Here is an 18105-nt window from a genome sequence, read left to right as displayed (position 1 = left end):
CTTTGGTCCTTTCTCCGCTTCTCTTAACGCCTGGTGGCGCCAGGGATATCTCATTCAAGGTGAGAAGTATTGCACTCTGGCTTCCAAGGGTACTGAGCGGAGTCTGTACGTGCGCTGTGAACCGACTAGTCCCAGGCGAGATTGTCCAGATCCACCCCTTCCGCCTGGGCTTGCGCCTCAATCAGCTGGCGTAAATAGTCGGCGTTACCGCGGTAGGCCTCATCAAAGCGCGGATCCTCGCAGTACATGCGCGCCAGGATCACCTGCTTGGACCTCGACACCGGGTACCACTGGGCGATGAGGGCGCGGTGCTTGTCGACGATTACCTTCGCCTCCTCGCCGCCCGGTTCAAGTCCTGCGTCCGCGGCTTCCTCTAGCTCGGCCGCAAAGTTCTCATGGTCCACGGAGAATCCCTCCCAGTCCTTCTTTCCCATCGAATCTGCGACGGCCGCACTGGCCGCCCATTCTTTGCTGTCTCCCCACTTCTCGTGGGCTTCTTCCTGCAGTTGGGGCCATGCGTCACCCAGGTTCCGCACTTTTTGGCTAGGGCTTAGGTTCTTATCCATTTCAGTCTCCTCAATTAGTCTTTCCACTGCGTACAACATGGCGTCGACGTCGGCTCGCCGCTTCTGCAGGGCCTCGTGTTGGGCGCGGAGGCGGGGCAGGGTGGCGGACGAGGGGGCGTCGAGAAGCACTGCAATGTCTTTCAGCTCAATCCCGACGCTGCGATAAATCAGGATGTCCATCCCGCGTTGCACGTCATCTTCGGTGTAGAGGCGGTGATCGCCCCCGGTGCGCCACTGGGGGCTAAGCAGGCCGATGTCATCCCAGTGCCGCAGGGTGCGGGTAGTGACTTTCAAAATGCCGGCCACATCGCCGATGCTGTAGTCGTTACGCATGTCGTTGAGCCTAAAAGTTCACGTCGCGTTAAGTGCAACTCCATCCACTCGGCAGGTGTTTTTGCCTACGATAATGAAGCATGACGCAAGCCTCGAAGCGCACTGACCGCCTCACCGTGGCTGCTTGGGCCCTGTGGGATTGGGGTTCGGCTGCCTTCAACGCGGTGCTCGTGACGTTTATTTTCTCGGTCTATCTCACCGATTCGGTGGGACAGCAGATTGACTCGCAGTTCACCCCGGCGCAGTGGCTGTCGTGGTCCATGACGGTGGCGGGCCTGGTGATCTTTGCGGTGACCCCCGTGATGGGGCAGCGCTCGGACCGGTTGGGCACGCGGCGGCGCGCGCTGGGTTTCTGGTCGCTGCTGACCTTCCTGGTCATGGCCAGCCTGTTCTTCATCCGCAACGACGCGCCAGTGTATTTCTGGCTCGGCCTCATCGGCCTAGCGGTAGGTTCGGTGACCATCCAATTCGCGGAGGCCAACTACTTTGCCCAACTCAACCAGGTGGCCACCGAGGACAAGGTGGGCCGGGTCTCCGGCTTGGGCTGGTCGGCGGGCTACTTCGGCGGCATCGTGCTGCTGCTCATCTGCTACTTCGGCTTCGTCTCCGGCGAGGGCGGCGGGCTGGGGCTGTCCACGGAGGGTGGCTGGAATATTCGGCTCGTGGCACTGCTTTCGGCGGCGTGGTTTGGGCTGTCTGCCATCCCCGTGTTGCTGCGCGTGCCGGAGATTGCACCGTCGGGTGAAAGAACGGGCGGCCTCGCGGCCTCTTACCGGGAGCTATGGCGCACGGTGCACACGCTGTGGCGGGAGGACCGCAACGCCTTTGCCTTCCTCTTCGCTTCTGCCATCTTCCGCGATGGCCTGTCCGCGGTGTTTAGCTTCGGCGCCGTGCTGGGCGTATCCGTCTATGGGCTTTCGCCTGGCGACGTCCTCATCTTCGGTGTTGCCGCCAACGTTGCGGCCGCGCTGGGCGCGGTGGCGGGCGGGCTTATCGACGACCACGTGGGGCCCAAAGCCATCATCCTCACCTGCCTGGCTATCTTGACGCTCATGGCCGGCATCATGTTCGTGGCGCAGGGACCGACGGCCTTCTGGATCTGCGGGCTCATCCTGTGTCTCTGCGTCGGACCGGCCCAGGCTTCCGCCCGCGGTTTCTTGGCGCGCGTCGCCCCGCCGGGGCGCGAAGGCGAGATGTTTGGCCTCTACGCCACGACCGGGCGGGCCGTGGCGTGGTTGACGCCCTTCCTCTTCGGTGTCTTCGTTTCCCTGCTCGGGCAGGGAGATCGGGGAGGCGTGCTCGCCATCGGGCTAGTCTTGCTCGTTGGCGCGCTGGTCCTCATCCCAGTCAAAGACCCCGCGAAAGCATAACGCTTTCGCGGGGTGGAGCCGCAGGGTGTGGGCCCCTTTTAATGTGCGGCGCTTAACGCCGACACATTAAAAGTCCTGCGGGCGCGGAATATTGCGCAGGTTGGACTTCGCCATGGAGAGCATCTGGCCCACGCCACCACCGAAGACGGTGCGGGTTGCCGCCTTGGAGAAGCCGAGCAGCTGCTCAAAGGTCAGCGTCGGCGGCAGGGAGAGGGCATTGGGGTCCGTGACGACGTCGATAAGCGCAGGCCCATCGTAGGCCAAAGCCTCCTTGATGAGGCGCGGCGCGTCCTTCGGATCCTCGATGCGGAAGTGCTTGATGCCCGCACCCTCCGCAATCTTGGCGTAGTTGACGTGCTCGTGGTCGGTCTCATGCTCCGGCAGACCCTGGACCAGCATCTCCAGCTTGACCATGCCGAGGGAAGAGTTGTTGAACACGAACATCTTCACCGGCAGGTTGTGCAGCTTCACCGTGAGCAGCTCTCCCATGAGCATGGACAGCCCGCCGTCGCCGGAGAAGGTGATGACCTGGCGGTCCGGGTGCGCTGCCTGCGCACCGATGGCCATCGGCAGGGCGTTGGCCATGGTGCCGTGGCGGAAGGAACCGATCTGCTCGCGCTTGCCGTTCGCAGTGATGTAGCGCGCGCCCCACACGTTGCACATGCCGGTATCGACGGTGAAGATGGCGTCTTCATCGGCCTGCTGGTCAATGAGGTCGGCGATGTACTCCGGGTGGATCGGCGTGTGCTTCTCGACGCCGGAGGTGTAGGCCTCAACGACGTGATGCAGCTTGTCGTAGTGCTTCTTGAGCATCTTGTCGAGGAAGGAGCGGTCCTTCTTTTCATCGACGTGCGGCAGGATGTTCTCGATGGTGGCGGCTACATCGCCCGTCACCGGGTACTTGATGCGGGTGCGGCGGCCAATGTGGGAGCCATCGATGTCGACCTGGGCCACGTTGGCATCCGGCAGGAAGTCGTTATAGGGGAAGTCCGTGCCCAGCAGGATGAGCAGGTCTGCCTCGTGGGTGGCCTCGTGTGCCGCGCCGTAGCCGAGCAGGCCGGACATGCCGACGTCGAAGGGGTTGTCGTACTGGATGTACATCTTGCCACCCAGGGCGTGGCCGATAGGAGCCTTGATCTTCTCGGCCAACGCAAGAACCTGCTCGCGCGCATCCTTGACGCCAGCACCGACGAAGAGGGCGACGGTCTTGGCCTCGTTGATGGCCTGGGTCAGTGCGGCGGCCTCTGCCGGGTCCGGGTAGACAACCGGGCGGCCGGAGGAAATAACGGAGGAGGTGAAAGTGTCCTCGTCCGCCTCTTGAGTGGAGACATCGCCCGGGATAACAAGGACGGACACACCCTTGCCGGCCATGGTGCTCTGAATGGCGTGGTGCAGGACCACGCCTCCCTGCTCAGCAGAATTAACCATCTCGCAGTAGCCGGAGCACTCCTGGAAGATGGCCTCCGGGTGGGTTTCCTGGAAGAACTTCGAGCCGATCTGGCGGGAAGGAATGTGGCTGGCTAGGGCAAGGACCTTGGCGCCGTTGCGGTGGGCGTCGTAAAGCCCCTGAATAAGGTGCGTATTTCCCGGGCCGCAGGAGGCGGCGCACACGGCGAGGTTGCCGGTGGTGAGGGAATCCGCCTCAGCGGCGAATGCCGCGGCCTCTTCGTTGCGGACGTGGACCCACTCGATGGAGGACTGCCGCACCGCGTCCACGATGGGGTTGAGGGAATCACCGACAAGCCCATAGATGCGCTTAACTCCCTGGGCTTCCAAGGTTTCTACGAGTTGCGTGGCGTAATTGCGTGCCATGTTGTACCTCTCTAACTTTTATCGCTAACGGACCCCAGTGTTCTCCCTCCCGGTGGTGTTTCGCCACCATAAAGCTGCCTTCTCACGTCACGCGCACTTTGTGACTTTAACAACAAGTCGACATTCAAGCCTTTGAAACTGCAACGACCGTTCGCTATAGTTTCGCAGCATGACAGACGTTCACACGAAAGCCTCCGCAGAGGCCTTAAGCACCTCAGCGACCCGACGGTGGATCTTTTTTAGTGTCATCTCCTTGGGTCTGCTCATGATCGGCTTGGACAACTCGATCCTTTACACTGCCCTGCCGGAGCTCTCCGAGCAGCTCCACGCCACCTCGCTGCAACAGCTGTGGATCATCAACGCCTACGCGCTCATGCTCGCTGGCCTCCTCCTAGGCACCGGCACGTTGGGCGATAAAATCGGCCACCGCCGCATGTTCGTCATCGGCCTGTGGGTCTTCGGCATCGCTTCGCTGGCCGCCGCACTCGCCCCCGGCGCGTGGGAGCTCGTCGCCGCTCGCGCCTTCCTAGGTCTCGGTGCGTCCATCATGATGCCCGCTACCCTGGCGCTGATTCGCCTGACCTTTGAGGATGAGATTGAGCGCAACACCGCCATCGGCATTTGGGGCTCCATCGCCGTCGTGGGCGCGGCGGCGGGCCCCACGGTGGGCGGCTTCCTACTCGAGCACTTCTGGTGGGGATCGGTCTTTTTGGTCAACGTACCCATCGTGATCATCGCCCTCATCCTCACTGCCTTCCTCGCCCCGCCTAATGTGGCGAACCCGGCGAAGCAGTGGGATTTCTTGTCTTCCCTTTACGCGCTCATCACGCTGGCTTCGCTGGTGCTCGTCATCAAGTCTGTCGCCAGCTCCCACCTCAACGCCATGCTTATTGGCGGCGCGTTGGCCGCCTGCCTCATCGGTGCCATCCTCTTCACTCGCCGCCAGCACAAGCTGGAGGAACCACTCCTCACCTTCGATATCTTCCGCTCGCCCATCTTCAGCGGCGGCGTGTTGGCCGCAGCCGGCGCCATGTTTGGCATGGCAGGGCTGGAAATGACCACCACGCAGAAGCTGCAGTTGGTGGACCTCTACTCCCCGCTGCACGCTGGGCTCATCATTTCCGTCATCGCGATTGCGGCGCTGCCGATGTCCGCGCTGGGCGGAGCTAACCTGCACCGCTGGGGTTTCTTGCCCATCATCGCCGGCGGCTTCCTCGCCATGGCAGCGGGCATCGGCGGCGTGGTGTGGGGCGGCACGCACGAGGTCTTCCCCGCATACCTGGCTGGTCTGTTCATCACTGGCCTCGGCGCGGGGTTCGTGATGTCGGTGTCCTCCACTGCCATCATCGGTGCCGCTCCTGCGTCACGCTCCGGCATGGCCGCGGGCGTGGAGGAAGTGTCTTATGAATTCGGTACGCTGCTGTCCATTGCGGTCACTGGATCAGTGCTGCCGATGCTCTACAAGAGCGGGCTCCCCGAGGACATCCAGGACTTAGGCATGGAAGCACTCCACAACCCCGCACTCGCGGAGGCCGCCGGCGCCGCGTATAACGACGCCTACCTAGCCACCGCCGCTGGGCTCGGCGTAGTCATGCTCATTTTTGCCGCGGTCACCGGCTGGTGCTTCCGCAGCAATCCAACCTCAGGAGGTGCCGATGCCACGCGTTAGTAAAAAGGTCGAGGCGCTCGAAAAGGCGCTCGCCATCATCGAAGAGGATGGCGTCCACGCACTGACCTACGATTCCTTGGCCACCGCAACGGGTATGAGTAAGTCTGGGCTCATCTACCACTTCCCCACCCGCCACGAGCTGCTCATTGACTGCCACAAGCTCTGCGCGGAGCGCTGGGAGGAAGAGCTCGTCGGTCTCTCCGACGGCAAGACGGCAGACCAGCTGAGCCCACGCCAGCGCTACCGTGCCGCGCTGGAGTCCATGGGAAAGAATGACCCGCTCATTGAATTGCTCATGTCCATCCACTCACAGTCCCATCCGGACTTCCAGAAGGTGTGGAGGGACGTCGACAGGCGCTGGCTCCCCGATCCTGTCTCGGAGGATGAATCCGTCGTGCTGGCCTCGATCATCGCCGACGGCCTGTGGGTCCACGATCACCTCACCGACCGCCCCCTGCCGCCGCAAAGGCGCCGCGCGCTTATCGACGTCGCCTTGGGCCACCTCGCCGAATAGGCCCTAAAAGAGAGAAAGGGCCTTGAAAAAGGCCCTTTTGAGCTGGAGACGAGACTTGAACTCGCAACCTACGGTTTACAAGACCGTTGCGCTACCGATTGCGCCACTCCAGCACCGCGGCTCATCCGCTATGGGGAATCGTACCTGAGCCCACCCCATGGACGGAAAGCCAGGGTGGTTGCACTGCGAAAAAGCGGCCGTCAGGGGCCCGAAAAGCACTGGCAGGTGCATAAATCCGCGGCAGTTACTAAAGTGCTGACTTACCGAACCCAGAAGTGTTGTTGAGGTCTTTCTTTTCCGTGTCTGTTCTTTCTTCCTTGCGCCAGCGCCTGCTGTACCGGTCGGCTCCGGTCGCCACCATTGACGCCGCTAAGGCCGCACCGCCGCCCTCCCCGCTCGCCCCAGTCGATCTCACCGATCCGGCCCAGGTCACCGGCGTCATGGAGATCGCCGCGCGCGTCGGCGAAATCCTGATTGCAGCGGGCTCAGCCAATACCGACGTGCAGGCACAGATTCACCTCGTCGCATCCTCCTATGGCCTGCACTACTGCCACGTGTCGATCCTGATGAACACCATCACTATCCACACCGCCATCGGCACAGGGCCGGATCGGCACAACCTCCACGTCTTCCGCGTGGCGCCGAGCATCGCCGTGGATTTCACCAAACTATCCGCCGTTGACAGGCTCATCCGTTCCATCCATTCCGGTGCTACGCCACCGGCAATGGCGGAGAAGATCTTGGATGACATCGATGCGATGAAGAACCCCTATTCCAAGACCACCATCGTCAGCGCGTGGGGTGCCATGGGTGGATTCATCGCCGTGATGCTGGGCGGTGACCTTCTCGTCGGTGTTGTCACCTTCCTCATTTCGGCACTCATCATGGGCACGAATATGTTCCTCGCCGGCTACCGGCTGCCGCCGTTCTATCAGAACCTTGTCGGCGGCCTGCTTGCCGTCATTCCCGCGGCCATCCTCTACAACGTTTTCGCGCGATTTGGCATCCAGATGCTGCCCTCCCAAATCATCGGTTCCGGCATCGTCGTGCTGGTGGCGGGACTAACGCTCGTACAGTGCCTCGTGGACGGCATCACCCGCGCACCCGTGACCTCGTCCGCGAAGTTCTTTGAGGCTCTCATGTCCACCGGCGCCATCATCGCCGGCGTGGGCCTGGGTATCCAGGTGGCGTCGTGGTTGGGCTTTAGCCTTCCCCCACTAGCCACGCTCGCCCCGCCCGTCTATCACCAAATCCCACTGCTCGTACTGTGCGGCGGCATCGGCTCCGCCGCCTTCGCACTGGCGCTGGGAGCCTCCTGGTCCGAGGTCACCATCTCCGGTCTCACGGCCGCCGCCGGTATGGTGTTCTACTACTTCCTCGTCGTCTTCTTGGGCGTCGGGGCCGTCATTGCCTCGGGCATTTCTGCCGCAGCGGTGGGCTTGGCCGGCGGCCTGCTCTCCCGTCGCTACATGATGCCGCCACTCATCACCATGATCGTGGGCTATACGCCCATGCTTCCAGGCCTGACGTTGTACCGCGGCATGTACGCCATGCTCAACGAGCAGCTCATCACCGGCTTAACCAACCTGGCCAGCGCCCTCGCCATCGCCGGTGCACTTGCCGCCGGCGTGGTCTTCGGCGAGCGAGTCGCCCGCCGCCTGCGCCGCCCGCAGTACTTCCGCCCCTACACCGCCTTCAAGCGCCTGGGCACGTTCTCCTTCGCGCGCGCCACCCGCCTGGCGCAGCGCGCCCGTATCCCGCGCGTGCCCCTGTCTCCCTTCGCCCCGCGCCACAATCTGCCGGCCCCGCCGCCGCAATATGGGCCCAAACCACCGACACCCGCACAGCAGGCGCGCTTCCAGCAGGGCGATGCCATCACGGACATGTGGCCCGTTACCACGCAATTTCCGGCGCAGCGCCCCACCTACACGGTGCCCGGCAAAGATGACCCGAGCGCCCCAACGAAGTCGCAATAGCGTAGAATAGCCGGTCTGAAAGCTTTCATACTTCATCCCAGGAGGACTCCGTGCCACCAAAGGTCACAGATACCCAGCCCGCGGCTGACCAGACTCACGCAGTAGAGGAGGAGACCGCCCGCTCCGCGCGCCGCGTTGTCGCCACCTATGCGGAGGATTTCCTCGACGGCGTGACCCTCATGTCGATGCTGGGCGTCGAGCCAGAAGGCTTGGTCCACCGCAAGGTGCTGGCCGAGCAAGCCGATGCTGCCCCCAAGAAGAGCAGCAAGAAGGCCACGAAGAAGGCTTCTAAGAAATCCACGAAGAAGACGACTAAGAAGGCCACGAAGAAAGCCACCAAGAAGACAACTAAGAAGGCCACGAAGAAGGCAACTAAAAAGGCCGCAAAGAAGGCCTAGCTATGTCCGGGCGCACCAATAGCTTCGTCGTCGTAGCCAATCGCCTGCCAGTGGACCTCGAGACCGCCGCCGATGGCACCCGCGAGTGGAAGGCCTCCCCCGGCGGCCTCGTCACCGCGCTCTCCCCGGTCTTGGAAGAACACCAGGGCTGCTGGGTGGGGTGGCCGGGCGTAGCCGACGAAGCTCCCGAGCCCTTCACCACGGATAACGGTGTCCTCCTTCACCCGGTGCGCCTGACACAGGAGGATTTTGAGGCCTTCTATGAGGGCTTTTCCAACGCCACCCTGTGGCCGCTCTACCACGACCTCATCGTCACCCCCGTCTACAACCGCGACTGGTGGGATGCCTACCGCGAGGTCAACCTGCGTTTTGCCAACGAGGTAGCAGCCGTCGCCGCAGAGAATGCCACGGTGTGGGTGCAGGACTATCAGCTCCAGCTCGTCCCCGGCATCCTGCGCCAGCTACGCCCCGACCTCACCATTGGATTCTTCCTGCACATTCCCTTCCCGTCCCCGGATCTCTTCCGCCAGTTGCCGTGGCGTGAGGAGTTGGTGCGGGGGCTTCTCGACGCCAACCTGATCGGCTTCCACCTCGAATCCAACGCCCGCAATTTCTTGGAGCTGGCCCGCACCCAAGGGCTGGACGTAGAAGGGGAGGTCAGCACCCGCGCGGTCACCGCTCGCATCGTGACCGGTAGCGGGCATTCTGTCGGGGTAGGCGCTTTCCCCATTTCCATTGCGGCGGGTGAATTCGCTGACGGAGGCGATGCGGGGGACGTCGCCCAGCTGCGTGCTGAGCTGGGGAACCCCAAGCACGTCATTTTGGGTGTGGACCGCCTGGATTACACGAAGGGGATCCTGCAGCGCCTCACCGCCTTCGAGGAGCTCCTCGAGACCGGTGCGCTGGACCCACACGAGGTAACCTTCGTCCAACTGGCCACACCCTCGCGCGAGCGCATCGACCACTACCGCGCCACGCGCTCGAAGGTGGAGGAAGCCGTGGGCCGCATCAACGGGCGCTTCGGGCGCCTCGGCGCGCCGGTGGTGCATTACCAGCACAGCTCCGTTCCGAAGGAGGTCCTGCGCCGCTACTACCGGCTCGCGGACATCATGCTGGTCACGCCATTTAAGGACGGTATGAACCTAGTGGCCAAGGAATACGTGGCCTCCCACGGCGACGGCACAGGAGCGCTCGTGCTCTCCGAGTTTGCGGGCGCGGCGGCAGAGCTTACCCAAGCCAACCTGTGCAATCCCTTCGACATCGAATCCATCAAACGTGCGCTGCTCTCTGCGGTCAAGGCACTGGAGGAATCCCCCGAGACCATGCGCGAGCGCATGATTGCTATGAACGAGCAGGTGCGTCAGCACGATATCGCGCTGTGGTCGCAGTCCTTCCTCGGCGCACTGAACCAGGAGGAAGCATGATGCGGCGCCGGCTCACCGCTGTGCTCAGTACTGTGCTGCTTGCGCTTGGCCTAGCTGGATGCAGCTCCGCTGAGGAGGAACCTGCCCCGCGCGGCGATGACCGCATCGTGGGCAAGGATTGGCAGGTCATCAACCTCTACACCTCACCGGACGCTCCTTCCTCCCTCCCTGCCGATACTGCACACGTGCCCCATATGAGCTTCGGTGAGCACACCGCGGTGGGCTCAACTGGCTGCGTACCGTTTACCGCTGAGGTGTCCTTCCACAAGGATGACAAAACCTCCACGATCTGGGAGGGCGATATCATGCGGGTGGAGAAAGCCACCTATGAAAGCCCACCGCGAAGCGGCGACTGCGAGGGCTCGATGCAATGGGCTGATTCGCTGATGCGCAACCTCATCGCCGAAGGCCATGAGTTCGACTTCGCGCTCAACCCCAACAACCAACTCGTGTTGACGCTGCGCACCGACAAGGTGGATTCACCGATTATCCGCATGGCCGCGCTATAGCTCCGAAGTTTCAGCGCTAGGGTGGGGAGCATGATTGATGCTCTCGCCGCCGCCGAACATTTAGCGGTTGTTTCCGACTTCGATGGCACCTTGGCCGGCTTCGCGCGCAACGCCTACGCAGTGCGCCCCGAGCAGCGCTCGCTGGATGCTCTCGCTGCCTTGGCGCAACTACCTAACACCACCGCGGCAGTGCTCTCTGGGCGCCACCTCGATGGCCTGATGCGAGTATGCCCGCTGCGCGAGCCGGTGCTTTTTGGTGGCTCGCATGGGGCCGAATCCTCGTGGGAAGAATCCGCGCTCACCCCGGAGATGGAAGCCTACTTGGCCAAGAAGGAAGCGGAAATCAAGGAGATTATCGCCCGCCACCCCGGCGCGGAGCTGGAGATCAAACCTTTCCAGCGGGTGCTGCACCTGCGGGCGCTGGAGTTGCAAGACCCGGACGCCGCCGCTGCTGCTTATGCGGAAGGCGAGGCCTTAAGCGCCGATGGTTTCCCCAAGACTGCGGGCAAGTGCGTCGTCGAGTTCTCCGCAACGCAGGCCACGAAGGGCACGTGGATTGACAAGCTTCGTCACCGCGTCGGGGCCACAGCGGTGGTCTTTTTAGGGGATGACACCACCGACGAAGACGGCTTCGCCGCGCTCAATCAGCCGCCGGACCTCGGTGTCAAGGTTGGTGAGGGCGCAACGCAGGCGGCGCTGCGCGTGCCCGATATCGCGGCGGTGACAGAGTTCCTCGAAGAACTCGCCGCCGCTCGCGCGCAGCACAGCTCTTAAGCCCCGACCGGCGCCACGGTGCGCCCCGGGCGGAAGGTGGTCTCCAACAACACGCGCGGCACCTCGCCGCGCCCCTCGATGAGGCTGGCCAGCATGCGCCCCGCCGCCGCCCCCTTTTCCTTGTTCGGCTGCACGACGGTGCTCAGGCCCAGCGCCAGGGCCGGCGCGATGCCATCAAAGCCGGTGACGGAGAGCTGCTCGGGAACCGCGATTCCATGATCGCGCGCATAAGCCATAACCCCGAGCGCCATCGAATCCGTCGTGCACAACACCGCGGTGAGATCCGGGTACTTAGTCAGCAGCTCCTCCGCGGCCGCGTAAGCCGTACGCGAATCGTTGATGTGTCGCGTCACCACGGGGATGTCTGCAGGATCGAGTCCCGCGTCTGCAAAAACATCGAGCGCACCCAATACACGTGAGCGCTGCACGTGCATGTCCGCCGCGGCCAGTTGTGCGGCCGTCACTTCGCCGTCGAGGCGCTCGCGGTGTAGGCGGATGGCAAGGATACCGATGCGGGTATGGGAGGCGTCGACAAGCGCCTGCGCCGCCGGGGCAATCGCGGCGCGGTCATCGATGCCCACGAAGGGCAGGCCGGAATCCGTGGGCTGGTCACACACCACCACCGGCAGGCCACGGCGCTGCACGGCGTCGAGGTAAGCATCTCCCGCTGCCACGGAATAGACCACGAAACCGTCGACGGCAGCCGAACCTACGAGCTGCGCTGCCTGGGCGTCGTTGGGCGCGCCGGCGGTATCCGGCCCGGCAGGGATGAGAGTCAACGTCGTGCTCGCCCCCGCCGAGGCCTCCGCCATGCCGGCGAGGAAGTCCACAGAAGCCATGTCCTCGAAGGCATAGGAAAGGTGCTCGGTGAGCAGAACACCCAGTGAACCTTGGCGGCGCGTGCGCAAGCTGCGTGCGGTGGGATCCGGGCCTGTGTATCCACGCTCAGCCGCGGCGGCGAGGATGCGCTCGCGGGTGGCAGGCGCCAGCTGGTCCGGCCGGTTGTACGCGTTGGACACCGTGGTGGGCGAAACCCCAAGTTCGGCCGCTAGGGAGGCCAGCGTCGTGCTGCGTTTGGACATGACGGCAACATTACCCTTTTTCAACTCATTATCATTTGACAACAATTTTCACTAAACGTAGAAATAGGGGCATGACCACTTCCCTCTCACGCCGTGCTTTCCGACGTCCCACCGCTCTCCTCTTCGCAGCCACCCTGGGCGCCGCTTCGCTCACCGCCTGTTCTTCCAGCGGCGATAACGCCGATGGCGGCTCGGATGCCGGTTCCGACAAGGAGACCATTCAGGTCGTCGCCTCGACCTCCATCTGGGCTGATGTGGCCCAGGCGGTCGTCAACACCGCGCAGACCGACGTGAACATCGACGTTCACCCCATCGTGAGCGGCAACAGCGTGGATCCACACCACTTCGAGCCCACCGCCGCGGACATCGCCCGCGCCAACGAGGCTGACGTCATCATCGCCGGTGGCGGCGGTTACGACGCCTGGCTTTACCAGGCCGTCAAGAACCAGGACCAGATCATTCACGCGCTCCCGCTTACCGCGCACGATCATGGTGGCCATGCGCATGATGAGCATGCGCATGAAGAAGGGCACGACCATGCGCACGACCATGACGAACATGGTCATGAAGAAGGACACGAGCATGCGCACGAACACGGGCATGACCATGACCACGCTCACGAAGGCGACACCGTGACCATGGACGAGGCCAAGAAGATCGCAGCCGAGCACCCCGAGCAGGTCACCAACATCGATGGCAACGAGCACGTGTGGTACGACGCCGCAGCCATCGAGAAGGTGGCGACGGAGGTCGCCACGCTCGTTAACGAGACCAACCCAGAGGCTAAGGCCACCGCCGATCCGCTAGTCGAGCGCGTGGAGGGCCTGAAGGCACGCATCGAGAAGCTCCCGCAGCGCAACTACGCGCAGACCGAGCCCATCGCGGACTACATCTTCAAGTACACCGACAGCACCGACGCCACCCCGGAGGGCTACCGCAAGGCCACCGTCGCTGAGGGCGAGCCCACCGCCGCCGACCTGGCCCGCTTCCTCGAAGATATCAAGCAGGACAAGATCGACCTGCTCATCTTTAACCCGCAGACCGAAACCGACATGGCCAAGCGCATCCGCGCCGCCGCCGAGGATAAGAACATCCCGGTGGTAGAGATTGGTGAAACCCCGCCGGAGGGGACCAACTTCCTCGACTACTACGAGGAAGTCGTCAACGCACTCGAGGCTGTGTAAGTGCTCATCTCTTTTAAGAACGCCGCAGTAGAACCGCTGTGGTCGGATATGAACCTCGCCGTAGACCGCGGCGAGTTCATCGCCGTTTTAGGCCCCAACGGCGTGGGCAAATCCACGCTCCTCGGCACTATCTTGGGTACCCGCCAGCTCACCGCGGGCAGCGTAGATATCAACTGCCGCGTTGGTTTCATCCCGCAGCAAAGGATGTTCCCTCAGGATCTGCCCCTGCGCGCCCGGGATCTCGTGTCGCTGTCCCTGGCGCATGGCACGCTGCGCAACCGACGTCCTGCCCGGGGGCGCGTGGACGAGCTCCTCGCCGAAGTCGGTGCCACCGGCATCGCTGACCGCCGCGTGGGCCAGCTCTCGGGCGGGCAGCAACAGCTCATCCGCCAAGCCCAGGCCCTAGCCAACGACCCGGAGCTCATCCTCGCGGACGAGCCGCTGTTGTCTTTGGACCCGGCGCGGCAGCAGGCGACCGTCGAGAAGCTCAATGCATGGCGCCACGAGCGCGGCACCTCCGTGCTTTTTGTTACCCACGGCATCAACCCGGTATTGGGCGTCGTGGATAAGGTGCTCTACCTCGCGCCCAATGGTCACACGTTCGGCCCGGTCGACGAAGTCATGCGCTCCGAGGTGCTCTCGGAGCTCTATGGATCTTCCGTGACCGTCCTCAACCTCGATGGGAGGCTCATCGTTGTCTAAGTTCATCGAGGACACCCAGTACCTGCTGGGTGTTGATTTCGTCCAGTCCTCGCTCATCGCCTGCGCGCTGCTGGGAATCCTTTCCGGAGTGATGACCTCGCTCATCGTCCTGCGCCAAATGTCCTTCTCCGTGCACGCTACTTCGGAGCTCGCGCTCATGGGCGCGGCCGCCGCTTTGCTGTTCGGCCTCAACATCGGCTTCGGCGCGATTGCCGGCGCCATCGTCGCGGCCATCATCCTGGCGGTGCTGGGGCTCAAAGGACAACAGGACAGCGCTATTGGCGTGGTCATGAGCTTCGGCCTCGGCCTTTCAGTGCTATTCCTGCACCTCTACCCCGGCAACGCCAAGACCGCGATGACGCTGCTCACTGGCCAAATCGTCGGTGTGTCCTCCGCCTCGGTGTGGCTGCTCGCCGCCACGACCGCCATCGTGGTTGCTGTCGTGGTGCTCTTCTGGCGCCCGCTGCTTTTCGCCTCCGCGGACCCCGTCATGGCTCAAGCCGCCGGCGTGCCAGTGAAGTCCCTAGCGGTGTGTTTCGCCATCCTCGTGGGCCTGACGGCCGCACAGTCCGTACAGATCGTCGGTTCCCTGCTCGTCATGGCGCTGCTCATCACGCCGGGCGCAGCGGCGGTACAGATTACCTCCTCCCCGCTGCGCGCGGTGGTGTGGTCCACCATCTTCGCGGAGGTCTCCGCCGTGGGCGGCCTGGTCCTCTCCCTGGCGCCGGGCCTGCCCGTCTCGGTCTTCGTCACGAGCATCTCTTTTGTTATTTACCTGGTCTGCCGCGGCATCGGCTGGGCTCGCAGCCGCAAGGCCGTCCGCGACGACGTCGCCGCCCGCCGCGCCTCCCAGGAACACTTCCGCGCCGCCACCGATCGCGCCGACGCCGAGACACACCACACCTCGACGCACGATGAGCACTGCGCGCATCAGGATTAGGCTAGATGCGTGACTTTGGAACGCCGTAGCCTCGAATTACAAGACCGCACCCGCACGTACCTCGTGTACCGCCCGAATGATGACGTCGAGCGCCAGAGAGACCTCCTCCTGTTCTTCCACGGCTCCCTGCAATCCGCGAACGTCATCCGCCGCTTCACTAACGGCACGTTCGATGACCTCGCCACCCGCCACGGCATGCTTGCGGTCTACCCCACCGGCGTGGAACAGCACTTTAACGATGCCCGCGCCACCCTGCCCGTCGCCGCGCGCGAGCTGGGCATCGATGACGTCGCCTTCACGCGCACCATCCTCGACGAGCTGCGCGCGGAGCAGGAGATTGGCCGCGTGTTCCTCTGCGGCTTCTCCAACGGCGGGCAGATGGTTATCCGCTTGCTCTTCGACGCCCCCGGGCTTGCCGATGCCGCCTGCGTCTTCGCCTCCACTCTCGGCGCCGGCGCCAACCATGCGCCCACCAATCCGGACTCGGCGTACCAACCCACCCCGGTCATGTTCGTCCACGGCACGGGCGACCGGCTCGCGCCCTATACGGGCGGAACGGCGGGCATTGACCCGAAGCGCACCCGCGGTGCCGTCACCGGCGCGCAGGAGAACGCCGCACGCTTCGCGGAGCTCAACCATGCCGCCGGCCCAGAGCGCACCCACCTTTTCCCCGACACCGTTGTCGACCGCTGGGAGCCGGCAGACGCCACCGGCGCGCCGGTCGAGCTCGTGAGCGTCGAGGGCATGGGCCACGTCATCCCGTCGGGCAACGAGCTGGACCCACGCCTGGGTAAAAACACGGATTCCTTCATCGCTGCCGAGCTCGTGGAGGAATTCTTCGGGCTCTAGACTGCACGTGCGCCCCATCGTGTCTCACTCCACTCAGCCCCAACCTCGGGTCGAGGCCGTTCGTAGGTGAGCGTCGAGAAGCAATAATTGTGGATTACCGACCAGTGCTTTGGCGATTCCTAGACGCTGTTTCATACCGAGCGAAGCATGCTCGCAGGAAACACTGTGGTGCAATGAAAGGCCTACAAGGGATAAAAGATCCTTCAGTTCATCATTCAGTGAACCTTGTTGTAGTGGTCGGCAATGTCGTTGACGATCGCGTAGAGGTCGCGTTCCATCGCGTAGGTTTTCTTTTCTCGCGTACTGACTAATCACACTTGCGACCCGTTGTTATCTAGAGAATTATTACGTCACAGCGTGATGTTGCACACGTCTGTGCATGTATGTACTCTCGATGTCACGGTTTGCTGGCGAAGATTCTTCAAGTTACCCGCAGCTGAATCTGTACAAGGTGAAAACGGCAGGCAAAGGACCGAGTCGTCCTCGTCTCTAAGCCGTGGAACCCCAATCCTCCAGAACCTTGTATTCGGCACACGCACGCAATCTGAATGTTCAAGATGTGAAGTACTGGCCAGCAACCAAGAAGTAAAGATCGCCATCCAGCTTTCTCGGCCCTGAATCTAGCATCCGGAGGCGTAGAGAAACTCACGCAACGACTGAAACGCCAGCGTCTGTGTCACGTCGCGCAGCTCAAGGAAGAACCCATCTTCTGTAATTTCAACAATCCGCGCACCGGGGATGGCTGCCACAATCGGCGAGTGCGTCACCACGATGAACTGCGCACCCGCCTCCGCGGCGCGATGGATTTCCGCCATGAGCGTCATCTGCCGCACGAGCGAAAGCCCAGATTCCGGCTCGTCGAGGATGTAGAGCCCGCGCCCATCAAAGGAACGCTGCACGACGTCCATGACGGACTCGCCATGCGACATCGCGGTCGAACCAACGTTGTAGTGCGCCTCCGCTCGCAGGAAGTAGCCGTCCTTGGGCGCGGTACCTAGCCGCAGGCTCGCCCACCTCCGGAGGGGATTGATGGGACCGGCGGAGCGCTGCACACCCCATATCCCACCGCGCTCAGGAAAGCCGTACTCGAAGGCAATGCCCTCGGCGAGCGTCGACTTTCCTACCCCGTTGTCCCCGGTCAGCACGGTCACCGGCGCACGCAGGTCCAGTCCTTGGCGTCGCAGCGCCACGAAACCAGGAACGGAGGACACCCACTCAGGTCCGTGGCCGCCGTCCAGCGCGGCATAGGCGTCGACATAGAAGTCTCTCATTCGCCCTCCCCAATAAGAAACGCGGCGGTCCCCAATGGATCGGCAAGGAACTCGCGCGCGGCGTGGACAGCTTCCGTCGCTTCGGGAGCGACGGGCGCAATCCCCTTGTCGCCGAACGCGTAGACGGTCGCGCCTTGCATGCTGAGGAAGACTGGCGAGTGCGTCGCGAGGATGACCTGCGCGCCCTGGGCGGCGAGGCGCTCGAGCTGCGTGACAACCTCGACCTGCCGGGGATAGGACAAGCCGTCTTCCGGCTCGTCGAGAATGATCATTCCGTCAGAATGGAAGCGTCTCTCGACGAGGGCGAGCAGACCCTGGCCGTGGCTGAGAAACGGCAGGTCACTGAGCGGATCGGGATTCTCCGGGCTGTGGATCTGGTGGTGATACTCGCTCAAGTTGAGGAAGGTCTCGCCGCGCAAGAAGTACACGTCGCGCGGGTTGTGCGCCCGCGAGCAGATGAGCCACTCGGGATAGTCCTCGTCGCCGGTGGCAAACCGGGCGTGGCGCGAGCCGCCCTCGGGATTGACGCCAAGCCCCACGGCGATGGCCTCGAGCAGCGTGGATTTTCCGGCGCCGTTATCCCCCACGACGACGGTCACGGGCGTAGGCAAACGCAAGGCGCCGCCGGGCAGCGCTGCGATGAGCACGCCCAGGCGGCGCATGTGTTCCGGCACGCCGGGCAGTCCCTCCCCAATAAGCTCCGGGGCGGGACGCACACTCGTGAGGAACATG

18 protein-coding genes and 1 tRNA gene are annotated in these 18105 nt (G+C 63.3%); 12 read left to right on the top strand and 7 right to left on the bottom strand.

Translation table 11 applies throughout. The annotated features are described in order from the left end of the window. Positions 1-125 precede the first annotated feature (125 nt). Positions 126-899 (bottom strand): MerR family transcriptional regulator, encoded by a 774-nt coding sequence (locus FME68_RS08490; protein ID WP_158397207.1) that lies wholly within the window; start codon positions 897-899, stop codon positions 126-128. Between the two features lie 80 nt (positions 900-979). Here FME68_RS08490 and FME68_RS08485 point away from each other — a divergent pair, with 80 nt between their 5' ends. Continuing rightward, positions 980-2269 (top strand): MFS transporter, encoded by a 1290-nt coding sequence (locus tag FME68_RS08485; protein ID WP_158397205.1) that lies wholly within the window; start codon positions 980-982, stop codon positions 2267-2269. Between the two features lie 66 nt (positions 2270-2335). Here FME68_RS08485 and FME68_RS08480 read toward each other — a convergent pair whose 3' ends face one another. Continuing rightward, the gene (locus FME68_RS08480) at positions 2336-4081 is read right to left on the bottom strand and encodes a pyruvate dehydrogenase (protein ID WP_070515843.1); all 1746 of its coding nucleotides are present in this window, start codon (positions 4079-4081) and stop codon (positions 2336-2338) included. A 169-nt stretch (positions 4082-4250) separates the two neighbouring features. Here FME68_RS08480 and FME68_RS08475 point away from each other — a divergent pair, with 169 nt between their 5' ends. Then, on the top strand, positions 4251-5750 hold the full coding sequence (locus tag FME68_RS08475) for an MFS transporter (RefSeq protein WP_158397203.1): 1500 nt from the start codon (positions 4251-4253) through the stop codon (positions 5748-5750). Then, positions 5737-6264: a TetR/AcrR family transcriptional regulator gene (locus FME68_RS08470; protein WP_046649279.1), complete on the top strand. Its 528-nt coding sequence runs from the start codon at positions 5737-5739 to the stop codon at positions 6262-6264. Before FME68_RS08475 ends, FME68_RS08470 begins: the two co-directional genes overlap by 14 nt. A gap of 40 nt (positions 6265-6304) precedes the next feature. Here the strand turns inward: FME68_RS08470 and FME68_RS08465 are convergent. Next, a tRNA-Thr gene (locus tag FME68_RS08465) sits at positions 6305-6377 on the bottom strand. A 186-nt stretch (positions 6378-6563) separates the two neighbouring features. On the opposite strand from FME68_RS08465, the gene thrE reads away from it, so the two are divergent. The 5 genes from thrE to otsB are packed head-to-tail and all read left to right on the top strand — an operon-like array spanning position 6564 to position 11345. Then, positions 6564-8240, top strand: coding sequence for a threonine/serine exporter ThrE (gene thrE, locus FME68_RS08460; protein WP_046649278.1), 1677 nt, complete (start codon positions 6564-6566; stop codon positions 8238-8240). A 50-nt stretch (positions 8241-8290) separates the two neighbouring features. Beyond that, on the top strand, positions 8291-8638 hold the full coding sequence (locus FME68_RS08455) for a hypothetical protein (RefSeq protein WP_046649277.1): 348 nt from the start codon (positions 8291-8293) through the stop codon (positions 8636-8638). Between the two features lie 2 nt (positions 8639-8640). Beyond that, positions 8641-10062 carry an alpha,alpha-trehalose-phosphate synthase (UDP-forming) gene (locus FME68_RS08450; RefSeq protein ID WP_158397201.1) on the top strand — a complete coding sequence of 474 codons (1422 nt, stop codon included), beginning with the start codon at positions 8641-8643 and terminating at the stop codon, positions 10060-10062. Next, positions 10059-10571, top strand: a complete 513-nt coding sequence (locus FME68_RS08445; protein WP_046649275.1) for a hypothetical protein — start codon at positions 10059-10061, stop codon at positions 10569-10571. The genes FME68_RS08450 and FME68_RS08445 overlap by 4 nt, the downstream gene beginning before the upstream one ends. 30 nt (positions 10572-10601) lie before the next feature. Beyond that, positions 10602-11345 (top strand): trehalose-phosphatase, encoded by a 744-nt coding sequence (gene otsB / locus FME68_RS08440; RefSeq protein WP_070511068.1) that lies wholly within the window; start codon positions 10602-10604, stop codon positions 11343-11345. Here the strand turns inward: otsB and FME68_RS08435 are convergent. Beyond that, on the bottom strand, positions 11342-12427 hold the full coding sequence (locus FME68_RS08435; protein WP_070511070.1) for a LacI family DNA-binding transcriptional regulator: 1086 nt from the start codon (positions 12425-12427) through the stop codon (positions 11342-11344). The genes otsB and FME68_RS08435 overlap by 4 nt on opposite strands. Positions 12428-12498: 71 nt before the next feature. On the opposite strand from FME68_RS08435, the gene FME68_RS08430 reads away from it, so the two are divergent. Genes FME68_RS08430 through FME68_RS08415 form a run of 4 tightly spaced genes read left to right on the top strand, consistent with a single transcriptional unit; the run spans position 12499 to position 16102 of the window. Further along, the gene (locus FME68_RS08430) at positions 12499-13611 is read left to right on the top strand and encodes a metal ABC transporter solute-binding protein, Zn/Mn family (RefSeq protein ID WP_158397199.1); all 1113 of its coding nucleotides are present in this window, start codon (positions 12499-12501) and stop codon (positions 13609-13611) included. Beyond that, the gene (locus FME68_RS08425) at positions 13612-14313 is read left to right on the top strand and encodes a metal ABC transporter ATP-binding protein (RefSeq protein ID WP_070821334.1); all 702 of its coding nucleotides are present in this window, start codon (positions 13612-13614) and stop codon (positions 14311-14313) included. Continuing rightward, positions 14291-15253, top strand: coding sequence for a metal ABC transporter permease (locus FME68_RS08420; RefSeq protein ID WP_195914096.1), 963 nt, complete (start codon positions 14291-14293; stop codon positions 15251-15253). The genes FME68_RS08425 and FME68_RS08420 overlap by 23 nt, the downstream gene beginning before the upstream one ends. Positions 15254-15262: 9 nt before the next feature. Next, positions 15263-16102 (top strand): CE1 family esterase, encoded by an 840-nt coding sequence (locus tag FME68_RS08415; RefSeq protein WP_070511078.1) that lies wholly within the window; start codon positions 15263-15265, stop codon positions 16100-16102. 33 nt (positions 16103-16135) lie between these two features. On the opposite strand, the gene FME68_RS08410 is transcribed toward FME68_RS08415, so the two are convergent. From FME68_RS08410 to FME68_RS08400, 3 genes are all read right to left on the bottom strand, one after another. Next, on the bottom strand, positions 16136-16417 hold the full coding sequence (locus tag FME68_RS08410) for an ATP-binding cassette domain-containing protein (RefSeq protein WP_080550367.1): 282 nt from the start codon (positions 16415-16417) through the stop codon (positions 16136-16138). A gap of 305 nt (positions 16418-16722) precedes the next feature. Beyond that, complete coding sequence (locus FME68_RS08405) at positions 16723-17373, bottom strand: AAA family ATPase (RefSeq protein WP_010188886.1); 651 nt, start codon at positions 17371-17373, stop codon at positions 16723-16725. Beyond that, a complete protein-coding gene (locus tag FME68_RS08400) occupies positions 17370-18104 on the bottom strand; it encodes an AAA family ATPase (protein WP_010188884.1) in 735 nt (244 codons plus the stop codon). The genes FME68_RS08405 and FME68_RS08400 overlap by 4 nt, the downstream gene beginning before the upstream one ends. Position 18105 lies beyond the last annotated feature (1 nt).

Origin of the sequence: Corynebacterium hiratae (assembly GCF_009708045.1) — a bacterium.
In the GTDB taxonomy this organism is placed as follows: Bacteria; Actinomycetota; Actinomycetes; order Mycobacteriales; family Mycobacteriaceae; genus Corynebacterium; species Corynebacterium hiratae.
Note: the sequence above shows the minus strand (reverse complement) of the source record. Positions and strands in the feature narration are given on the sequence as shown.